Here is a 17,778-nt window from a genome sequence, read left to right as displayed (position 1 = left end):
CCAATCGCGGACGCCGCCTCCTAGGGTGGGGGCGTGATCTTCCCTCTCAGCTCGCCGCTGTCGCCCCACCTCGTCGTCCTCGCCGAGACGGGCTCGACGAACACCGATCTGGTCGGGGCGACGGGCGAGCCGCACCTCGCCGTGTACGCCACGCTGTCGCAGACGGCAGGACGCGGCCGCCTCGGTCGTACCTGGGTGGCGCCCCCCGGGGAGACCCTGGCGGCCAGCGTGCTCGTCGACACCGTGGCCGGTTACGGCGTGTCGCTCGCTCCGGGAACGCTGGCCTGGCTGCCGCTGATGGCGGGCGTCGCGATGCGGTCCGCCGTCGAGTCGGTCGTCCCCTCCGGTGTCGTCGCTCTCAAGTGGCCGAACGACGTGCAGATCGACGGGCTGAAGGTCTGCGGCGTGCTGGCCGAGCTGCGGACGGACGACGACGGCGGCCTGTCGGTCGTCATCGGGTCGGGCGTCAACCTGACCCTGGCGGCGGATCGCCTGCCGACCCCGACCTCGACGTCCCTGGCCCTGCACGGTGCGGAGGGCGACGGCGCATCGCTCGCCGATCGGGTGCTGTCGGAGTACCTGGCCGGGCTGCGCCTCCTCCTGGACGCCTTCGTGGCGGCCGGCGGCGACGCCGACGCGAGCGGACTGCGCGCCCGTGTCGTCGCGGAGTGCACGTCGATCGGCCGCCGCGTGCGGGTCGAGCTGCCGGGGGGAGACGTGCTCGAGGGCGAGGCGGTCTCGATCGACGAGGCGGGGCGGGTGGTCGTGCGCACCTCGTCGGCGGGCGACGTCGCCGTCTCCGCCGGAGATGTCACCCATCTGCGGTATGAATGAGCCTGTGAGCACCGCAGACCACCAGCAGCCGCCCGAGGTCGTGATCGCACGACTCCGGCCGCATTCGCGCGTGCTGTTCTGGCCGTCGGTCGCCCTGCTCGCGATCTGCGGCGCGACCGGTTACTTCGGCGGGTCGTTCGACGAGGCCTGGCAGAACTACACCGTGTTCGGCGCCGCCCTGGTGCTGATCGTGCTGCTCTGGCTCGTGCCGCTGCTGATCTGGTTGGGACGGCACTACGTGATCACGTCGCGGCGGATCATCCTGCGGCGGGGTCTGCTGGTCCGCACGCGGCAGGAGCTCCTGCACAGCCGCGGGTACGACCTGACGGTGCGCAAGAACGCCTTGCAGAGCCTCTTCCGCAGCGGCGACGTGCTGATCAACACGGGGCTCGACCGGCCGTTCGTGCTGTGGGACGTCCCGGGCGCCGACCTCGTCCAGTCGACCCTGCACGATCTGATGGAGACGAACCTCACGATGGTCAGCCAACGCCGCCAGCAGGACCAGTCCGCGTCGCCCGACGGGTCGACGTTCTGGAACGGCACCTGACCACCGACGCCGTCCCCTTCACCCCCAACGACACCCTCGAGACAAGGACACCCATGCGCCTCTCCGTCATCGGCTGCGGATACCTCGGAGCCGTGCACGCGGCGAGCATGGCCGAGCTCGGGCACGACGTCGTCGCGATCGACGTCGACGAGCGCAAGGTGGCCGAGCTCTCGGCCGGCCGCCCGCCGATCCACGAGCCCGAGCTGCCCGAGCTGCTCGCGCGCTCGCTCGCCAGCGGCCGCCTGCGCTTCACCACCGACATCGAGGAGGCGCGGGGCGCGTCCGTCCATTTCGTCGCGGTGGGCACGCCCCAGCAGCAGGGCGGCACGGCCGCCGACCTCACGTACGTCGACGCCGCCGTGTCGGCGTTGCTGCCGCACCTGTCGGACGGCGACCTGGTGGTGGGGAAGTCGACCGTGCCCGTCGGGACGGCCGCCCGCCTCGCGGAGCTGGTCCGCGCCTCCCCGGCCGACGCCGACCTCGTCTGGAACCCCGAGTTCCTGCGCGAGGGGTTCGCGGTCAAGGACACGATCCGGCCCGACCGCTTCGTCTACGGGGTGCCCGGCGGCGATGCCGGCGTCCGGGCGACCGCCGTGCTCGACGACGTCTACCGTCAGGCGATCGACGCGGAGACGCCGCGCCTCGTCACGGACTACGCGACGGCCGAGCTCGTCAAGGTGTCCGCCAACGCCTTCCTCGCCACGAAGATCTCGTTCATCAACGCCATGGCCGAGATCGCCGAGGCGACGGGAGCCGACGTCACGCAGCTCGCGGACGCGCTCGGCCACGACGCCCGCATCGGGCGGCGCTTCCTCAACGCCGGCATCGGGTTCGGCGGGGGCTGCCTGCCGAAGGACATCCGGGCGTTCCAGGCCCGAGCCGACGAGCTCGGCCTCGACTCGCTGGCGTTCCTGGCCGACGTCGACGCCGTGAACCTCCGTCGCCGGGACCGCGTGGTGGCTCTCGCGACGGAGCTCGTCGGCGGAGACGCCCGAGGCGCCCGCGTGGCCGTCCTCGGCCTGGCGTTCAAGCCCGACAGCGACGACGTGCGCGACTCGCCCGCCCTGGACGTCGCCCGTCGACTCCGGGAGGCCGGCGCCCACGTCGTCGCCTACGACCCCGCGGCGAACGGCACGGCCGCCCGGCTCGCGCCCGACCTCGACTACGTCGACAGCGTGGATGCCGCACTCACGGGCGCCGAGGTGACGCTCGTGCTGACGGAGTGGTCCGAGCTCAAGGCCCTCACGCCCGAACGGGTCGCCGCGCTCGTGGCCGAGCGGCGCCTCGTCGACGGCCGGAACGTCTTCGACCCGCGGCAGTGGCGCGACGCCGGCTTCGAGTTCCGGGGCCTCGGGCGACCGTAGCGGGCCGTTCGTCCGCCTGCGGGCGCGGCCTGCCCGACCACGCATTCCCGCCGTCCTACGATGGCGGCTATGAAGACCTCGGGATGGATCAGCCTGTTCGTCGTCGCCGGTGCCGCTCTCGGCGTGACGGCGTGCACCACGGACGGCGACGTCGCCCCCAGCACGACCTCGGCGCCGTCCCCGTCGGCCTCGTCGTCCTCGACCCCGGGCGTCCCGGACTCTGCCCCGCCGGTCCCCGTCCCGACGGCCAGCGCCGCCGGCTGGACCGACGACACCGCGTACCAGGCGTGCGTGACGGAGGCGACCTCGTCCCAGGGGGCCGACTACACGTGGTCACCGCGGTCGTCCCAGGTCCTCGTCACGACCGGCAGCGACAAGACGATGGATGTCGCGGGTATCTACACGGGCGGCGACGTCGGCGTCGCGAACGTCACCTTCCGCTGCGTCGTGGGCGGCACGCCCGGGGCTCCCGAGCTCTCGGGATCGGTCCTCCGGGGCTGACACGACCCGCGCCTCCTCGGTGTCCTCGCGTCGCGCAGGCCGGTGTCAACCGGTGCGCGTGACCCCCGCCGCACGATGCGGTGCGAAGACCCACAGCTTGTAGAGCGTGAACCGCACGATCGAGCCGAGCGCGAGACCGACCACGTTCGCGGCGATGCTGTCGGCGACCTGGGAGGTGAACCCGAGCACGTAGTGCGAGACACCCAGGCAGGCCAGGCCCACGAGGAGGCCGAGGGTCGCGACCGAGAAGAACTCCAGGGCCTCGCGCACCGCGTGCGGCCGGCGATGCGGCCCGAAGGTCCAGTAGCGGTTGCCGAGCCACGCGAAGACGATGGCCACGACCCCCGAGCAGACCTTCGCGACGATGGGCCCGGCCTCGAGGTGCTCGGGGGCGAAGACGGACGCGCGCAGCAGCGTGAAGAGCCCCACGTCGATCAGCACGCCGAGGGCGCCGACGGTGCCGTAGCGGAGCAGCTGTCCGATGAGGCGTCGCATGCGGCTCCCGTCGTGATCGGCCAAGATGGAGGTCGGTCCGAACGATCCGACCGGTCGAGCTCTCAGGGAATCTATCCGACGAACCCGCTCGCCCGGTGGTCGCCGGCCGGTGTGGAGGAGACGAGATGGCGTACCGCGTAGGCGTGATCGGCGGTGGGCAGCTGGCCCGGATGATGGTGCCGCCGGCGGTGCACCTCGGCATCGACATCCGCGTGCTGGCCGAGAACGAGGGATCATCGGCGGCGATCGCGGCGACGGCCGTGGGCGACTACCACGACGTCGACACCGTCCTCGCGTTCGCCCGGGACGTCGACGTCGTCACGTTCGACCACGAGCACGTGCCGCAGCGTGTCCTGCGGGCCCTCGTCGATGCCGGCGTCGCCGTGCACCCGTCGCCCGAGGCGCTCTTCGTCGCCCAGGACAAGATCGTGATGCGCCAGCGTCTGACCGAGTTGGGCCTCCCGGTGCCCGACTGGGCCGCCGTCCACGACCCGGCCGAACTCGGGGCCTTCCTCGCCGAGCACGGAGGACAGGCCGTCGTCAAGACGGCTCGGGGCGGTTACGACGGCAAGGGGGTGCGGGTGGTCCGCGCCTCCTCGGACGCCGACGACTGGTTCGCGGCGCTCGCCGAGGACGGCAACGGGGGCGCCCTGCTCGTCGAGGAGCTCGTCTCGTTCCGTCGCGAGCTCGCTCAGCTGGTGGCGCGCCGTCCCTCGGGCCAGATCGTCCCGTGGCCGGTCGTCGAGACCGTGCAGCGCGACGGCGTCTGCGCCGAGGTGTTCGCCCCCGCACCGGACAGCATCGGCCGCGTGGCCGACGTCGCCGAGCAGATCGCGTACACCGTGGCCGAGAGCCTCGGTGTGACGGGCGTGCTGGCCGTCGAGCTGTTCGAGACGGACGACGAGCGCCTGCTGATCAACGAGCTGGCGATGCGACCGCACAACACGGGTCACTGGAGCATCGACGGATCGACGACGAGTCAGTTCGAGCAGCACCTGCGCGCGGTGCTCGACCTGCCCCTCGGCGACACCGACATGCACCACGACTGGGCCGTGATGATCAACGTGCTCGGGGGCCCCACGTCGGGCACGCTCGCCGATCGTCTGCCCGCGCTGATGGACGACCAGCCCGGGGTCAAGGTGCACGACTACGGCAAGGACCCCCGCCCCGGCCGCAAGGTCGGGCACGTGACGGTGGCCGGCGACGACCTGGACGAGCTCGTCTTCCGGGCGCGCGCCGCTGCGGAGTTCTTCGAGAACTGACGGTTAGCATCTACTCCGTGTCAGACCCGAACAGCACCACCCCATCCGCCGCCGTGCCGGCTCGTGTCGCGATCATCATGGGATCGGACAGCGATTGGCCGACGATGAAGAGCGCCGCGGACATCCTCGCGGAGTTCGACGTGCCGTTCGAGGTCGAAGTCGTGTCGGCCCACCGCACGCCCGAGAAGATGATCCGCTTCGGCCAGGAGGCGGCGGCACGCGGCATCGGCGTCATCATCGCCGGGGCCGGGGGAGCGGCGCACCTGCCCGGCATGGTCGCCTCCGTCACGTCCCTGCCCGTCATCGGGGTGCCGGTCGCCCTCGCGAAGCTGGACGGTCTCGACTCCCTGCTCTCGATCGTGCAGATGCCCGCCGGCATCCCCGTCGCGACGGTCTCGATCGGCGGGGCGGCCAACGCGGGCCTGCTCGCCGCCCGCATCCTCGGTGTCTCCGACCCCCGCATCGCCGCACGCCTGGCCGACTACGCCACGAGCCTCGGTGAACTCGTCGAGGAGAAGAACGCGGCCCTCCAGCGGTCGCTGTGAGCGCGGCGCTCCCGGTCCGCCACCCCGATCTGGGGTCGCGACCGTTCATGACCAAGCGGGCCTGGGTGCTCGTGCTGCTCAACGTGGTCATCCCCGGTTCGGCGCAGGTGCTCGCCGGCAACCGGCGGCTGGGCCGCTGGGGTCTCGCGTCCACACTCGTGTTCTGGGCGCTGGCGGTCGCGGCCCTCGTGTCGGCGCTGCTCTTCCGGACGCTGCTCTTCGACATCGCGACGAACACGATCGCCCTGACGGTCGTGCAGGTCTTCCTCGTGTACTACGCCGCCCTGTGGCTCGTCCTGACGGTCGACACGCTGCGTCTGGTGCGCATCATCCGCACGACGCCGAGGGCCCGAGGCCTGATCGCCGGCGTCATGGTCGTCCTGATGGTCGCGACCGTCGGGCCCGCCGCCTACGGCGCCTACATCACCGGTGTGCAGCACGGGCTGCTGAACAGCCTGTTCTCGTCCAAGGCCCAGGTCGCGGCACCCGTCGACGGCCGGTACAACATCCTGCTGCTCGGCGGTGACGCCGGGGCGGATCGCACCGGTCTCCGACCCGACAGCATCTCGATCGCGAGCATCGACGCCGAGACGGGGCAGACGACGATCATCGGCGTGCCGCGCAACCTCTACAACTCCCCGTTCGTCTCGGGCTCGCCGCTCTACGAGAAGTACCCGAACGGCTACACCTGCGGCGACGACTGCCTCGTGAGCTTCCTCTACACCTACGGCGAAGAACACCCCGACCTCTACCCCGACGCCGAGAAGAAGGGCAGCAACGCCGGCGTCGAGGCCATGCGGGACGCGATCGAAGGCGTCACCGGCCTGACGATCCAGTACTACGCGTTGATCGACATGCAGGGCTTCGTCGACCTGATCGACGCCCTCGGGGGCATCACGGTCGACGTCAAGACCCGAATCCCGATCAACGGCGGCGTCGACAAGGCGGGCAACCCGATCAACGTCGACGGCTGGATCGAGCCGGGCACCCAGAAGCTCGACGGCTACCACGCCCTCTGGTACGCCCGGGCACGGCACGGCAGCGACGACTACCACCGCATGGAGCGCCAACGCGAGGTGCAACAGCAGGTGCTCGCGCAGTTCCAACCGGCGACCGTCCTCGCGAAGTTCCAGAGCGTGGCGAACGCGGGCGCGCAGACCGTGAAGACGGACATCCCCCAAGGGGCGTTGAGCGCCTTCGTCGACCTGGCGATCAAGGCGAAGGGGCAGCCCGTGACATCGCTCGAGCTCGTGCCGCCGACCTACAGCAACCTGCACCCGGACTTCGACGCGATGCGCGCCGCGGTGAAGGCGGCGACCGTCTCGTCGGCGACGTCCGGCCCGTAGCCGGCCCGCGCCTCCTCGTGTCGGTCGAGGCCGCGGCCGCCATGCGGCCTGCCGGCGTCGAGACACGCAGGAGGCGCGGCGCCCGTCTCAGAGGTCGGCGTGCAGCTGCCAGACCTTGTCGGCCGAATCGCGCCAACTGAACGCCCGAGACCGGTCGAGCGCGGCGACACCGAGTCGCGTCGCCAGGTCGACGTCGTTCGTGACCTGGAACAGGGCCTGCGCGAGGCGCTCGGGGTAGCCCTCGGCGTCGTCGCGCGGGACGACGACGGCCGCATCGGCGGCGACCTCGACGAGGGCAGGCGCGTCGGACACGATCGTGGGGGTGCCGAAGCTCAGCGCCTCGACCACGGGCAGGCCGAAGCCTTCGGCGAGGCTCGGGTACACGAACGCGGAGGCGCGCTGGAGGAGGACGGCGAGCTGGGCGTCGGAGACGAAACCCAGCGTGCGCACGCGCGACGCATCGAGACCGGCCTGGGTCACGATGTCGGCGACGGAGAGATCGCCCCAGCCGTCGGGCCCGACGACGAGCAGCGGGAGGTCGGGGGCGTCGGGGTGTGCCATGGCCTCGATGAGGGGGCCGAGGCCCTTGCGGGGCTCGAGCGTCCCCACGCTCAGCACGTAGCGGTCGGGGAGGTCGAGCGCCTCGGCGAGCTCGTCCGCATCGTCGGGAACGCCGAGCGTCGAGCTCACGGCGCCGCCGATGACACGGAGGCGGGAGCCGAAGTCGAAGTACTCGTTCAACTCGTTCGCGACGGCGTGGGTCGGGACGACGACGGCGTCGGCGTACTTCCACGCGCGCTTCGCCATGCCCTTGTGCCAGTGGACACCGCGGGGGGTCAGGGTCTCGGGGTGCGTCCACGGCACGGTGTCGTGGATCGTGACGACGGTCTGCGTGCCGGGGTCGATCGAACGGTCGTGGCGACCGAGCGGGGCGAGGAGGCTCGTGGCGTGCACCATCCCCTTGCCGGGCAGGCCGACGACGCCGGTCTGCCACGCGAGCGAGAGTTCACGCCGACCGAGGGGCGCCTTGGCGAGACCGGAGAGGCCGGGCAGCAGCTCGGTCAGCCGGTCGTAGTCGCTCTGCGGGTGCGCGGCCACGACGCCCTGGACGTCGCAGCCGCGCGGCGCGCCGAGGATCAGCTCTCGTGTGAGCTCTTCGGTGTAGCGACCGATCCCGCCCGGGACGGGCGCGAGGATCTGATCAACGACTACTCGCAGCGTGGTCATCGGCACCTAACACTCCCCGGCTGGCGGCCTCGACCAGCGCTTCGTTCCAAAGACGCATGGGGGCGAGCCCCACCCTCGACCACGCGTCGTGACCGAGGACACTGAAGGCGGGTCGCGGCGCGGGCCGCACGAACGCCTGGCTGTCGGTCGGCTTGACCCTATCAGCGTCGAGTCCCGCAACCTGGAAGATCGCTTGCGCGAACTCGTACCAGCTCGCCCGGCCCGAGTTGGTGCCGTGGTAGACCCCGGCCGGGGCGCCGGAGTCGAGCAGCGCGACGATCTGGTGAGCCAGGTCGAGGGTCCAGGTCGGCTGCCCGACCTGATCGTCGACGACGCTGAGCGTCTCGCGGTCGGCGGCCAGCTTGAGCATGGTCTTGGCGAAGTTCGGGCCGTGCTGTCCGTACAGCCAGGCCGTCCGGACGATGAACGTCCCGTCGGGGTTGGCCGCTCGGGCGAGGCGCTCGCCTTTCGCCTTCGTACGGCCGTACGCGCTGACCGGCGCGATGGGGGCGTCCTCGGGGTAGGGGCTCGTCGCGACGCCGTCGAAGACGTAGTCGGTCGACACCTGCACGAGCTTCGCCCCGAAGGAGGCGGTGGCCTCGCCGAGCAGGCCGGCTGCGGTCCCGTTGACGGCCAGGGCGTCGTCTTCGTGGCTCTCGGCGTCGTCGACCTTGGTGTACGCGGCCGCGTTGACGACGACGTCGTGGCCTTCGACGGCGGCGAACACCGCGTCACGGTCGGTCACGTCGAGATCGGCACGGCCGAGCACGGTGACGTCACGGCCGAACAGCGCCTCGAGCAGGTCGGAGCCGAGCATGCCGCGGGCGCCGGTGACGAGGTACTTCGCGTGCTGGCCGGTCACCGTCGACCCGGTCGCCGACTCGGGGCTCACGAGAGCGCCGCGCGCTCTTTGAGGGGCTCCCACCACTGGCGGTTATCGCGGTACCACTGCACGACCTCGGCAAGGCCCTGGGCGAAGGGCACCTGCGGCTCGTACCCGAGCTCGGAACGGATCTTCGAGATGTCGACCGAGTAGCGCAGATCGTGGCCGAGGCGGTCCTGGACGCGGTCGACGTACGACCAGTCCTTGCCGGTGGCCTCGAGCAGCATCTCGGTCAGCTCTTTGTTGGTCAGCTCGGTACCGCCGCCGATGTTGTAGATCTCGCCCGCACGACCGTTGACCAGGACCATGGCGATGCCACGGGTGTGGTCGTCGACGTGCAGCCAGTCACGGATGTTGTTGCCCTCGCCGTAGAGGGGCACGTGCTTGTCGTCGATCAGGTTCGTGACGAAGAGCGGGATGACCTTCTCGGGGAAGTGATACGGGCCGTAGTTGTTGCTGCAGCGCGTGATCGAGATGTTGAGGCCGTGCGTGCGGTGGTAGCTGCGGGCGAGGAGGTCGCTGCCGGCCTTCGAGGCCGAGTACGGCGAATTCGGCTCGAGCGGGCGGTCCTCCGCCCACGAGCCCTCGGCGATGGAGCCGTAGACCTCGTCGGTCGAGACGTGCACGAAGCGCTTGAGGTCGTTGCGCAGGGCGGCGTCGAGCAGCTGCTGCGTTCCGAGCACGTTGGTCTCGACGAAGATCGAGGCGTCGCGGACGCTGCGGTCGACGTGCGACTCGGCGGCGAAGTGGACGACGGCGTCGACCTCGGGGAAGAGGGTGTCCAGCAGAGCACCGTCGCGGATGTCGCCCTGGACGAACCGGAAGCGAGGCGACTCGGCCACCGAGATGAGGTTCTCGAGGTTGCCGGAGTACGTCAGCGCGTCGAGGACGACGACCTCGGCGCCCTCCAGGCCCGGGTACGCGTCTTCTAGGGTGCGTCGGACGAAGTTGGAGCCGATGAAGCCGGCTCCGCCGGTGACGAGGATTTTCACGCTGTCTGCTTTCACGTTGATGACTGAGGCCGACCCAAGTGTACAAAGGGGTAGGCCACCCGCCGCCCTTGTCCCCCATTCTGCCAATCCTCGTCTGGGGGGTAGCCTTCGGCCCGCGTCCATGGCACCGTCGTACGGTGAGCACATCCGACGACGCGAAGCCCGAACTCGCGAGCCTCGATCGCAGACACCTGTTGGCGTACGCCGCGGCGACCGCCGTCACGGGGTCTGTTCTCGCGGTGCGTCCCGACTCGGCACGTGCTGTAGTCAACCTCGGCGAGACGACATCTTCCGTGAAGTCCGTCTCGGAAGCGCTCGCGGCCGCGCAGGTATCGGCCTGGGGCGGCTTCAGCAATGGTCGCATCCCGGCCGAGGTCCTCACCACGGTCTCCGCGACCGTGGCCGGATCGGGTTTCCTCCGGGACGATGCGGCGCGCCAGTTCCTGTCCATGAGCCTCGCCTTCCGACAGGCGCTGGGACGCTCGTTGACGATTACAGAGGGATACCGCGACTTCGCACGCCAGGTCGACTACTGGAACCGCTATCAGGCAGGCACGGGCAACCTCGCCGCGTACCCCGGTACGTCGAACCACGGCTGGGGCATCTCATGCGATTTCGGGTCGGGTGTCGAAACGGCCGGGACCGCGGCGAAGCGGTGGATGGACGCCAATGGCCCGTCCTACGGCTGGCAGCCGACGGGCAATGGTTTCTCCCGGCCCGAGCCGTGGCATTTCGACTACTCGGGCACGTGGACCGGGCCGTCGAACGTCAACAAGAACGCCAAGGCGGAGGATGTCGATACCGTAATCGTCCGCTGTACCGGGCCTCTCAGCGAGTACCCCGTCGCTGGATACACCGTTCTCGTCGGCGTCCGGAGTCTTCGTCACCTGTCGAACATCGACATGGTGAACGCCATGCGGGTCGTTGGGACGCCCTACTACGAACTCGACTGGGTGGGGTTCTACAACGTGCTCAGCTCGATGGGCGTGCCCCGCTCAGCCATTCGCGCCGACGCCGACTACTTCTGGGGCTGACCCGCCAGCATCCCTCAGTCCTTCACCTCCGACTCCAGCGAAAGGTCCCGCCATGCTCATCCTCCGTTGCACCGACACCCTCCCTGGCGTAGGCCTTGGCTACACGTGCATGGTTGGGGTCCGATCACTGCGCCACATGACAACCCCCGGCATGGTCAACGCAATGACGGCGGTGGGCGTGCCCTCCAAGGAACTCAACAGCGTGGGTTTCTACAACGTGCTCAGCTCCCTCTCCATACCGGCCTCCGCCGTGACCGGAGGTGCCGACTACGCGGCGCGGTAGTCGGGGACGGGCCTCGTCGTCTAGGGGATACTGAACGAACCATGACGAAATCCCTCTTCCTGCGACGGCCCTCGACCGCGTTCCTGGCGGGTTGGTTCTTCGCCCTCCTCGTTTTCGGAGGCTGGTCCATCGCGAGCCCCGTGTCCTCCGCACCGGACGAACCGAGTCACGCCGTCAAGGCGGAGGCCACCGTGAGGGGTATGTTCACGGGCGCCCCGACGGATCAGGTGGGTATCGAGTCGTTTTCGTTGCCCCGTGACATTTCGGACCTCGGCGGTGCCATGGCCTGCACAGCGGCCCAACCGACAACGTCCGCGTTGTGCCAGCCGGACCTCGGCATGTTCCCGTCGAGCGAGTTCGCTGCGACAAGCGGCGTCGGGTCCTACAACCCGGTCTACTACGCCCTGGTCGGCTGGCCTTCGCTCTTCCTGGAAGGCGACGAGGCGATTATTGGTATGCGTCTGGCCTCGGCGCTGATCAACGGAGTCTTCATCGGCGTCATGTTTTGGGCGGCGGCGCAGATGACGCGTGGCTCGTCGCTCGTAGCGTGGATCGCGGTGGCGTTGACCCCGATGGCGACGTACCTCGGGGGCATGATCAATCCGAACGGTGTCGAGATCACGGGCTGCGCCGCGCTGGCGTCGGTGGCCTGGTTGATCGTGCACGACCGGGCCGCCTCTCGACTGGCCTCCCGCGCCTCCATGCTCGCTGCCTCCGGCATCGTCGCGGGCAACGCGCGCTCAGCGTCTCCTCTCTTCGTGGCGCTGATCGTGGTGGCCGTGCTGCTGACCGTCCCCCTCGAACGAGTGAGGGAGCTGATCCGACGGCGACAGGTCTGGATCGCGGCGGGAGTGTCCGTCCTGGGGCTCGGTTTCGCGGCCGTCTGGACAGCCCTTGTCGCGGCGCCCGCCGGCTTCATCCCGTCGTCCGACCCGGCTCGCGATGGCATCGCTCAGGCGGTCGTCCATACCTTGGGTGCGACGGAGAACTACGGGACCGAGATGATCGGTGTCTTGGGCTGGTTCGACACGGGGCTGCCCCAGCCCGTCTACTTCGGATGGACGGCAGGCATCGGCTTCCTCGTAATCGGCGCTCTCGCCTTCGCCCGTCGCCGCTTCTTGCTTGCGTCCGTTGTGCTGATGATCGCGCTTCTCCTGGTGCCCTCGCTCCTGCAGGCACCGAGTGCCGCCACGTACGGCTACATCTGGCAGGGGCGTTACTCGTTGCCGGTCTTCGTGGGCATGGTAATCGTCGCCGGTTTGGGGTGGCAGCACAGCCGTCGCCCCGACGAGAGATGGTCGAGGCCCGTCACGATCGTCGTCGCGGCCGCCGCGGTTGCGCAAATCGTCTCGTTTGCGACCGCATACCGACGGTTCTCCGTCGGGGTGGCGCGCCCGTTTAGGGACGTGCTGACGGGTGACGCCTGGCAGGCGCCCGGCGGACTTGTGTTCGTGACCGGACTGTTCGTCGTCGGGGCCGTCGGGCTCGCGATCACCGGAATCTCGATCAGCCAGGCCTTAGAGCGAACGCCCGCTGATGATCTCTGGTCGGACGAACCGTCCGGCGGGTTGTCAGCGCGACTTGAACACGCGGCGCCCGCCCATCGGCAGGACTCGGTCGAGTCCCCCGTCGTCCGTGCGGCGGAGCGACCGCCGTCGTGAACCTTGCTACTCTTCCGTGGTGCAGATCCGCGAACTGAAGATCCCTGACAGCTACGAGATCACGCCGAAACAGTTCGGTGACGACCGAGGCGTATTCCTCGAGTGGTACCGCTTCGACAAACTCGCCGAGGCCGTCGGTCATCCCATTGATCTTCGGCAGGCGAACACGTCGGTGTCGAAGCGCGGTGTCGTCCGCGGCATCCACTTCGCCGACGTGCCTCGAGGTCAGGCGAAGTACGTAACCGCGACCCACGGTGCAGTCCTGGACTACGTGATCGACATCCGGGTCGGCTCACCCACATTCGGGCAATGGGACTCCGTGCTGCTCGACGACACGGATCGTCGGGCAATCTACCTGGCCGAGGGGCTCGGCCACGCGTTTGTCGCTCTGACCGACGACGCAACGGTCAGCTATCTCGTGACCGACACGTTCAACGCGGAGCGCGAGCACGGCATCAATCCCCTCGATGTCGAGATCGGTCTCGTCTTCCCGCCGGAGGCCGGGGAGGCCCTCCTTTCTCCGAAGGACACGGACGCTCCAGAGCTATCCGAAGCCGCCGCATCGGGGCTGCTCCCGACCTGGGATGCCATGCGTGCGTTCTATGCCACCCTCGACTCGAAGGAGAGCTGATCGTGAAGGGCATCATCCTGGCCGGGGGTTCCGGTACGCGCCTCTGGCCGATCACCAAGGGCATCTCGAAACAGCTCATGCCGATCTACGACAAGCCGATGGTTTATTACCCCTTGTCGACTCTCATGATGGCGGGCATCCGGGAGGTCCTGGTCATCACCACCCCCGAGTACAACGAGCAATTCCGGGCGCTCCTGGGAGACGGATCGCAGCTCGGCATGACTATCGAGTACGCGGTCCAGCCTTCGCCCGATGGCCTCGCGCAGGCGTTCATCATCGGGGAGGACTTCATAGGTGACGACAGCGTCGCACTCGTCCTGGGTGACAATATCTTCCATGGCGTCGGGTTGGGCTCCAACCTCAGCAAGAACAACGACGTTGATGGCGCCACGATCTTCGCGTACCACGTGTCCGATCCGAAGGCCTACGGCGTCGTCGAGTTCGATGAGGGTTTCAAAGCGCTCTCCATCGAAGAGAAGCCCATCGTGCCCAAGAGCAACTACGCGGTGCCGGGTCTGTATTTCTACGACAACAAGATCGTCGAGATCGCGAAGACCATCGAACCGAGTGCACGCGGAGAACTCGAGATCTCGACCGTCAACGAGCGGTACCTCGAGGCGGGCGAGCTGCAGGTGCAGGTTCTCGATCGGGGGACGGCCTGGCTCGACACAGGCACGTTCGAGTCGATGATGCAGGCGTCCGAGTACGTCCGTGTTATCGAGGATCGCCAGGGTCACAAGATCGGGTGCATCGAGGAGATCGCCTGGCGGAACGGCTGGATCGACGACGAACACCTCAAGGCCCTCGCAGCCCCTCTGGCGAAGAGCGGCTACGGCGTCTACCTGCAGGCCCTACTGGGATCGTGAGCAATGCCCGGGCCATGACCGGTGACCGCTCGGGCACTACGGGAAAACGGGTTGCCCTCACGGCCACGGGTCGCTGGGTGGGCCTCGGGGCGTTGGTCTACGTCCTGACTCGGATACCGTTCTTCGTCGGTTTCGTCGCGGCACAGACACGGCAGGGCGGCTCGATCTCGTGGGCACCGTTCGCCGAGCGTTGGGACGGCTGGTGGTACCTCTATCTCGCTGAGTTCGGCTACCCCGATAGCCTAAATCTGCCGGCTCGGCCGTTGTACGGGCCCTGGGGTTTCTTTCCCATCTGGCCGTGGTTCATCCGGCTCGTCGCTCGCATGACGGGCCTGCCCTACGACGTGGCCGCCGGATTCGTGACCGCGTTCTGCGCGGTGGGGCTGCTCGCTGTCCTCGGTGCCCTTGTGGAGCAGCGATTCGGGCGCCGGACGGCCGTGGTCGCGGTTCTATTCCTAGGCGCTTTCCCGGGCTCGCTCGCGCTGTCGATGCCCTATACGGAAGGACTGTTCCTCCTCTCGTCGGTGCTCGCTATCTACACGGCATCGAGGTCATGGTGGTGGTGGTCCTGCATCCCGACGTTCGTTGCCTGTGCCACGCGATCGACAGGAGTCGCCGTCCTGGCCGCGTTGTTCATCCTGGCCGTCGCGACCTGGCGCCGCGACGGCCGCGATCTGAGACCTACTCTGCCCTTACTGGCCGGGCTGGCAGCCTTCGCCGGTGCGGCCGGCTATGCATTCGTGCGCACGGGAGATCCCTTCATTTGGCGGCGCGCGCAGGAGCAGTGGAATCAGCGTCTCGACTTCGGGGCTGGGTTGTGGAAAGGGTTCTTCGTCAACCTCCCGCAACGAGGCATTGAGTGGCACCTCTACGGTGTGATGGCTGGGACCGTCGCGCTGATGACCTTGTTGATCGCACTCGCGCTTCCGTACCTTCACCGCCTCCCTCTGTACTGGTGGGCTTACGGGGTTGTCATGATTGGTCTCGTCTTCGCCTACAGCAACGTCGGACCTCGGCCGCGAATGATCCTCGCGCTGCTGCCGCTATTCGTCATGGCAGCGATCACGGCGCAGCGCAGCCGTCTCATGTCCGGCCTGGTTGTGGGCCTTTTCAGCGTCGTCTCCGTCGGGTTCGCGTTCGCCGTGTACTTCGTGCCCTATCACGTCACCGCCTGATTGCGAGCGCGGGGTCTCAGGGGGCCGAGGTAAAGGTCCCTCGTCGCCAGGACCGGCGGCCGTGTCGCTTGCCTCGGAGCGCCTTCTGTCCGAGGTCGTGCTGGAAGTGGTAAAAGACGTCTTTGAGAGGCTTAAGTCCGTGATACTGATTTGTTTCTTCCAGGACGAGGCCGATCTCGGTCCTCCCCTTGACGACGCGCCAGCCGGCTTGACGAGCGACGAATGTCATCCATTGATCCTCGAGGAAGGCGAACCGTCGGGGCAGACACATGAAGAAGCGGTCGTCGTCGACGAGTTCGCTGTCGTAGACCGTTCCTCCCGTTCCGGCGTGGTCCGCGGTCGCTCCAGGCGGGATCTCGGCGCGACGCCAGTAGGAGCCGTGCAAGCTGAACGCCCACCAGGCGACGACCGAATGGGGTGAGTAGTCCCGCATGAGGTCGGCGACGAACGTGTCGGTCACATCTTGGTCGTCATCGAGCATGATGACTGGACCACGGTATCCACCGTTCCGTGCGAGGCGTGCTGCAACGAATCGAGCGAGACCCCCGATGTTGACGGCGCTGTGATAGAGGTCGACGCTGAGCAGTGACCCGCGGACGACCCGCCGTGCGGCATCGTCGTAAAGATGACGATCACCGGGATTGTTGTTCCACAGCAGAAGGCGGACGCCCGGTTCCCAATCCTGGGCCGATAGCATCTCGATGACCTTGTCCACCCGTTGCGGGCGGTTCCACAGGCAGACGACCACATGGGCGGCATCGTCGTCGGGTCGACCCCATCGGTGGGCCGTCGACAGTTGCGATCCCGTCCGCAGCAGACGACCAAGCGTGGCGTGCCATCGTCGATCACGGGCCAGTTCGCGTGCGACGCGAGCTGACCGGACGACGCGTTCGTATTCCGGTTCGAGGCGAAAGGCCCGAGCCATGCCGCGAGCCGCCGCACGAGTCGTCGAGTGGCTCATCGACCGAGAGCGTTCCTGACGGCTCGGGCCCGCGCGCCTATCTTGTCCGCGTAGCGGATCGCTCGCCGCGACCGCAGCCCGGTCAGCTCGCGCTCCCGATCGTTCGCGAGGCCCTCCAAGGCGGCGACGCGACCCGCCATTCGGCCGATGGTGGCCTCGAGCAAGCGCACGTTCTCGGACTGCGCCTCCTCGACGGCCGTGAGTCGAGCCACGGCGTCGTCGCGCTCCACGAGACCGTGGCCTGCGCCCTGCAGCCCGGCCACCTCGGACGGGGAGACGAGGACGTCGGTCGTCGATGCACCGCGATCGATCGTCTCGAAGAACCGGGGGAGACTGTCGTCGCGGCGGAACGAGCCGGCCTCGGCCTCAGCCGTCGTGACACCGCGGAGCGACCAGTAGGCCTTGAGCGTGCCGGCGCGAAGCCGCCGGAAGTCGCGCATGCCGTGATGGTTCGGGCTGGGGTTCACATCGGGGTTGGACTCGTACGCGACCCCGGCGATCTCGACGCGGTGCGCGTACTGCCGCCAGGAGCGCCACGGGAAGTGCAGGACCTCGAGGGCGAGTGCCTCGTCCGGGACCGCGCCCTGGGCGAGGGTGACCAGGTGGTTGCCCTGCACGACCGACACCTCGGCGTCACCGACGTGAATGGCATTGCCGCTGGGATGCGAGATGAGGCCGATCGCGGCGAGCTCGCCGGCGGATCGCTCATCGCGCCAGATCAGTCGTTCGAGCCCGCCGCCCTCTTCGGCGAGCGGGCCGACCATGTTCACGACGGGCACGACGAAGGCGCGCACGGCGGGGTCGAGACGGCTGAAGACGTCGCGCAGGGTGAGACGACGGTCGCGCGCCATGAGGAACTCGTCGGCGTCGGCGTTGACGACCCAGTCGGCACCGTGCACGGTGTAGGCCTCCCGGGCCATCCGCGTCACGGTCTCGCTCTGCTGCTTGCGGTGGACGGGGTCGTGGCGCAGATCGACGATCGCCGACGACGTCCGGGCGAACTCCTCGAGGATCTCCCGGGTGCCGTCCGTCGAGCCGTTGTCGGTCACCACGAACACATCGATGCCCTGTGCGATGTGGTAGTCCAGCCATTCGGGGAGGATGTCCGCTTCGTCGCGGATCATCAAGGTAAGGGCGAGTGTCATCGTGGGGCGGTGCTTTCCGGACGGGG

Annotated in this window: 19 protein-coding genes; 13 read left to right on the top strand and 6 right to left on the bottom strand. The window is 68.6% G+C overall.

From position 1 onward, the window contains the following. Positions 1-33: 33 nt before the first annotated feature. From ACPEEZ_RS10480 to ACPEEZ_RS10465, 4 genes are all read left to right on the top strand, one after another. Positions 34-834, top strand: a complete 801-nt coding sequence (locus tag ACPEEZ_RS10480) for a biotin--[acetyl-CoA-carboxylase] ligase (protein WP_423918481.1) — start codon at positions 34-36, stop codon at positions 832-834. Between the two features lie 4 nt (positions 835-838). Further along, positions 839-1,381 carry a PH domain-containing protein gene (locus tag ACPEEZ_RS10475; RefSeq protein WP_423918479.1) on the top strand — a complete coding sequence of 181 codons (543 nt, stop codon included), beginning with the start codon at positions 839-841 and terminating at the stop codon, positions 1,379-1,381. A gap of 53 nt (positions 1,382-1,434) precedes the next feature. Further along, on the top strand, positions 1,435-2,745 hold the full coding sequence (locus ACPEEZ_RS10470; RefSeq protein ID WP_423918476.1) for a UDP-glucose dehydrogenase family protein: 1,311 nt from the start codon (positions 1,435-1,437) through the stop codon (positions 2,743-2,745). Positions 2,746-2,814: 69 nt separating this feature from the next. Next, positions 2,815-3,246, top strand: coding sequence for a hypothetical protein (locus ACPEEZ_RS10465; RefSeq protein WP_423918473.1), 432 nt, complete (start codon positions 2,815-2,817; stop codon positions 3,244-3,246). A 45-nt stretch (positions 3,247-3,291) separates the two neighbouring features. Here ACPEEZ_RS10465 and ACPEEZ_RS10460 read toward each other — a convergent pair whose 3' ends face one another. Beyond that, complete coding sequence (locus ACPEEZ_RS10460) at positions 3,292-3,741, bottom strand: GtrA family protein (protein WP_423918470.1); 450 nt, start codon at positions 3,739-3,741, stop codon at positions 3,292-3,294. Between the two features lie 125 nt (positions 3,742-3,866). On the opposite strand from ACPEEZ_RS10460, the gene ACPEEZ_RS10455 reads away from it, so the two are divergent. Genes ACPEEZ_RS10455 through ACPEEZ_RS10445 form a run of 3 tightly spaced genes read left to right on the top strand, consistent with a single transcriptional unit; the run spans position 3,867 to position 6,894 of the window. After that, on the top strand, positions 3,867-5,003 hold the full coding sequence (locus ACPEEZ_RS10455) for a 5-(carboxyamino)imidazole ribonucleotide synthase (RefSeq protein WP_423918467.1): 1,137 nt from the start codon (positions 3,867-3,869) through the stop codon (positions 5,001-5,003). 17 nt (positions 5,004-5,020) lie between these two features. Then, the gene (purE, locus tag ACPEEZ_RS10450; protein ID WP_423918465.1) at positions 5,021-5,548 is read left to right on the top strand and encodes a 5-(carboxyamino)imidazole ribonucleotide mutase; all 528 of its coding nucleotides are present in this window, start codon (positions 5,021-5,023) and stop codon (positions 5,546-5,548) included. 47 nt (positions 5,549-5,595) lie between these two features. After that, entirely contained in the window at positions 5,596-6,894 is a 1,299-nt protein-coding gene (locus tag ACPEEZ_RS10445) for an LCP family protein (protein ID WP_423918462.1), read from the top strand. Positions 6,895-6,981: 87 nt separating this feature from the next. Here the strand turns inward: ACPEEZ_RS10445 and ACPEEZ_RS10440 are convergent, their stop codons facing one another. The 3 genes from ACPEEZ_RS10440 to rfbB are packed head-to-tail and all read right to left on the bottom strand — an operon-like array spanning position 6,982 to position 9,996. Further along, a complete protein-coding gene (locus tag ACPEEZ_RS10440; protein ID WP_423918460.1) occupies positions 6,982-8,121 on the bottom strand; it encodes a glycosyltransferase family 4 protein in 1,140 nt (379 codons plus the stop codon). After that, positions 8,096-9,013 (bottom strand): dTDP-4-dehydrorhamnose reductase, encoded by a 918-nt coding sequence (gene rfbD / locus ACPEEZ_RS10435; RefSeq protein ID WP_423918457.1) that lies wholly within the window; start codon positions 9,011-9,013, stop codon positions 8,096-8,098. Before rfbD ends, ACPEEZ_RS10440 begins: the two co-directional genes overlap by 26 nt. Further along, the gene (gene rfbB, locus ACPEEZ_RS10430; protein ID WP_423918454.1) at positions 9,010-9,996 is read right to left on the bottom strand and encodes a dTDP-glucose 4,6-dehydratase; all 987 of its coding nucleotides are present in this window, start codon (positions 9,994-9,996) and stop codon (positions 9,010-9,012) included. Before rfbB ends, rfbD begins: the two co-directional genes overlap by 4 nt. Before the next feature lie 137 nt (positions 9,997-10,133). On the opposite strand from rfbB, the gene ACPEEZ_RS10425 reads away from it, so the two are divergent. From ACPEEZ_RS10425 to ACPEEZ_RS10400, 6 genes are all read left to right on the top strand, one after another. Further along, entirely contained in the window at positions 10,134-11,030 is an 897-nt protein-coding gene (locus tag ACPEEZ_RS10425) for a M15 family metallopeptidase (RefSeq protein ID WP_423918451.1), read from the top strand. Between the two features lie 151 nt (positions 11,031-11,181). Continuing rightward, entirely contained in the window at positions 11,182-11,313 is a 132-nt protein-coding gene (locus tag ACPEEZ_RS10420) for a hypothetical protein (RefSeq protein WP_423918448.1), read from the top strand. A 41-nt stretch (positions 11,314-11,354) separates the two neighbouring features. After that, positions 11,355-12,974 (top strand): DUF2142 domain-containing protein, encoded by a 1,620-nt coding sequence (locus tag ACPEEZ_RS10415; protein ID WP_423918445.1) that lies wholly within the window; start codon positions 11,355-11,357, stop codon positions 12,972-12,974. A 19-nt stretch (positions 12,975-12,993) separates the two neighbouring features. Then, complete coding sequence (locus ACPEEZ_RS10410) at positions 12,994-13,605, top strand: dTDP-4-dehydrorhamnose 3,5-epimerase family protein (protein WP_423918443.1); 612 nt, start codon at positions 12,994-12,996, stop codon at positions 13,603-13,605. Positions 13,606-13,607: 2 nt separating this feature from the next. Then, positions 13,608-14,471, top strand: coding sequence for a glucose-1-phosphate thymidylyltransferase RfbA (gene rfbA / locus ACPEEZ_RS10405; protein WP_423918440.1), 864 nt, complete (start codon positions 13,608-13,610; stop codon positions 14,469-14,471). Further along, positions 14,468-15,646, top strand: coding sequence for a hypothetical protein (locus ACPEEZ_RS10400; protein WP_423918437.1), 1,179 nt, complete (start codon positions 14,468-14,470; stop codon positions 15,644-15,646). Before rfbA ends, ACPEEZ_RS10400 begins: the two co-directional genes overlap by 4 nt. Positions 15,647-15,662: 16 nt before the next feature. On the opposite strand, the gene ACPEEZ_RS10395 is transcribed toward ACPEEZ_RS10400, so the two are convergent. Together ACPEEZ_RS10395 and ACPEEZ_RS10390 are read right to left on the bottom strand one after the other, a co-directional pair. Then, positions 15,663-16,607: a glycosyltransferase family 2 protein gene (locus tag ACPEEZ_RS10395; RefSeq protein ID WP_423918434.1), complete on the bottom strand. Its 945-nt coding sequence runs from the start codon at positions 16,605-16,607 to the stop codon at positions 15,663-15,665. Next, a complete protein-coding gene (locus ACPEEZ_RS10390; RefSeq protein ID WP_423918431.1) occupies positions 16,604-17,752 on the bottom strand; it encodes a glycosyltransferase family 2 protein in 1,149 nt (382 codons plus the stop codon). The genes ACPEEZ_RS10395 and ACPEEZ_RS10390 overlap by 4 nt, the downstream gene beginning before the upstream one ends. Positions 17,753-17,778 lie beyond the last annotated feature (26 nt).

Source organism: Frigoribacterium sp. 2-23 (assembly GCF_049601585.1).
GTDB lineage: Bacteria > Actinomycetota > Actinomycetes > Actinomycetales > Microbacteriaceae > Frigoribacterium.
This window is presented reverse-complemented; position numbering and strand designations above follow the sequence as displayed.

Excerpts from the sequence above, each read along its gene's own strand:
- ACPEEZ_RS10470 (WP_423918476.1), top strand. The coding sequence starts at position 1,435 with ATGCGCCTCTCCGTCATCGGCTGCGGATACCTCGGAGCCGTGCACGCG.
- ACPEEZ_RS10465 (WP_423918473.1), top strand. The coding sequence starts at position 2,815 with ATGAAGACCTCGGGATGGATCAGCCTGTTCGTCGTCGCCGGTGCCGCT.
- ACPEEZ_RS10460 (WP_423918470.1), bottom strand. The coding sequence starts at position 3,741 with ATGCGACGCCTCATCGGACAGCTGCTCCGCTACGGCACCGTCGGCGCC.
- ACPEEZ_RS10455 (WP_423918467.1), top strand. The coding sequence starts at position 3,867 with ATGGCGTACCGCGTAGGCGTGATCGGCGGTGGGCAGCTGGCCCGGATG.
- ACPEEZ_RS10445 (WP_423918462.1), top strand. The coding sequence starts at position 5,596 with ATGACCAAGCGGGCCTGGGTGCTCGTGCTGCTCAACGTGGTCATCCCC.
- ACPEEZ_RS10440 (WP_423918460.1), bottom strand. The coding sequence starts at position 8,121 with ATGACCACGCTGCGAGTAGTCGTTGATCAGATCCTCGCGCCCGTCCCG.
- ACPEEZ_RS10420 (WP_423918448.1), top strand. The coding sequence starts at position 11,182 with ATGGTCAACGCAATGACGGCGGTGGGCGTGCCCTCCAAGGAACTCAAC.
- ACPEEZ_RS10415 (WP_423918445.1), top strand. The coding sequence starts at position 11,355 with ATGACGAAATCCCTCTTCCTGCGACGGCCCTCGACCGCGTTCCTGGCG.
- ACPEEZ_RS10395 (WP_423918434.1), bottom strand. The coding sequence starts at position 16,607 with ATGAGCCACTCGACGACTCGTGCGGCGGCTCGCGGCATGGCTCGGGCC.
- ACPEEZ_RS10390 (WP_423918431.1), bottom strand. The coding sequence starts at position 17,752 with ATGACACTCGCCCTTACCTTGATGATCCGCGACGAAGCGGACATCCTC.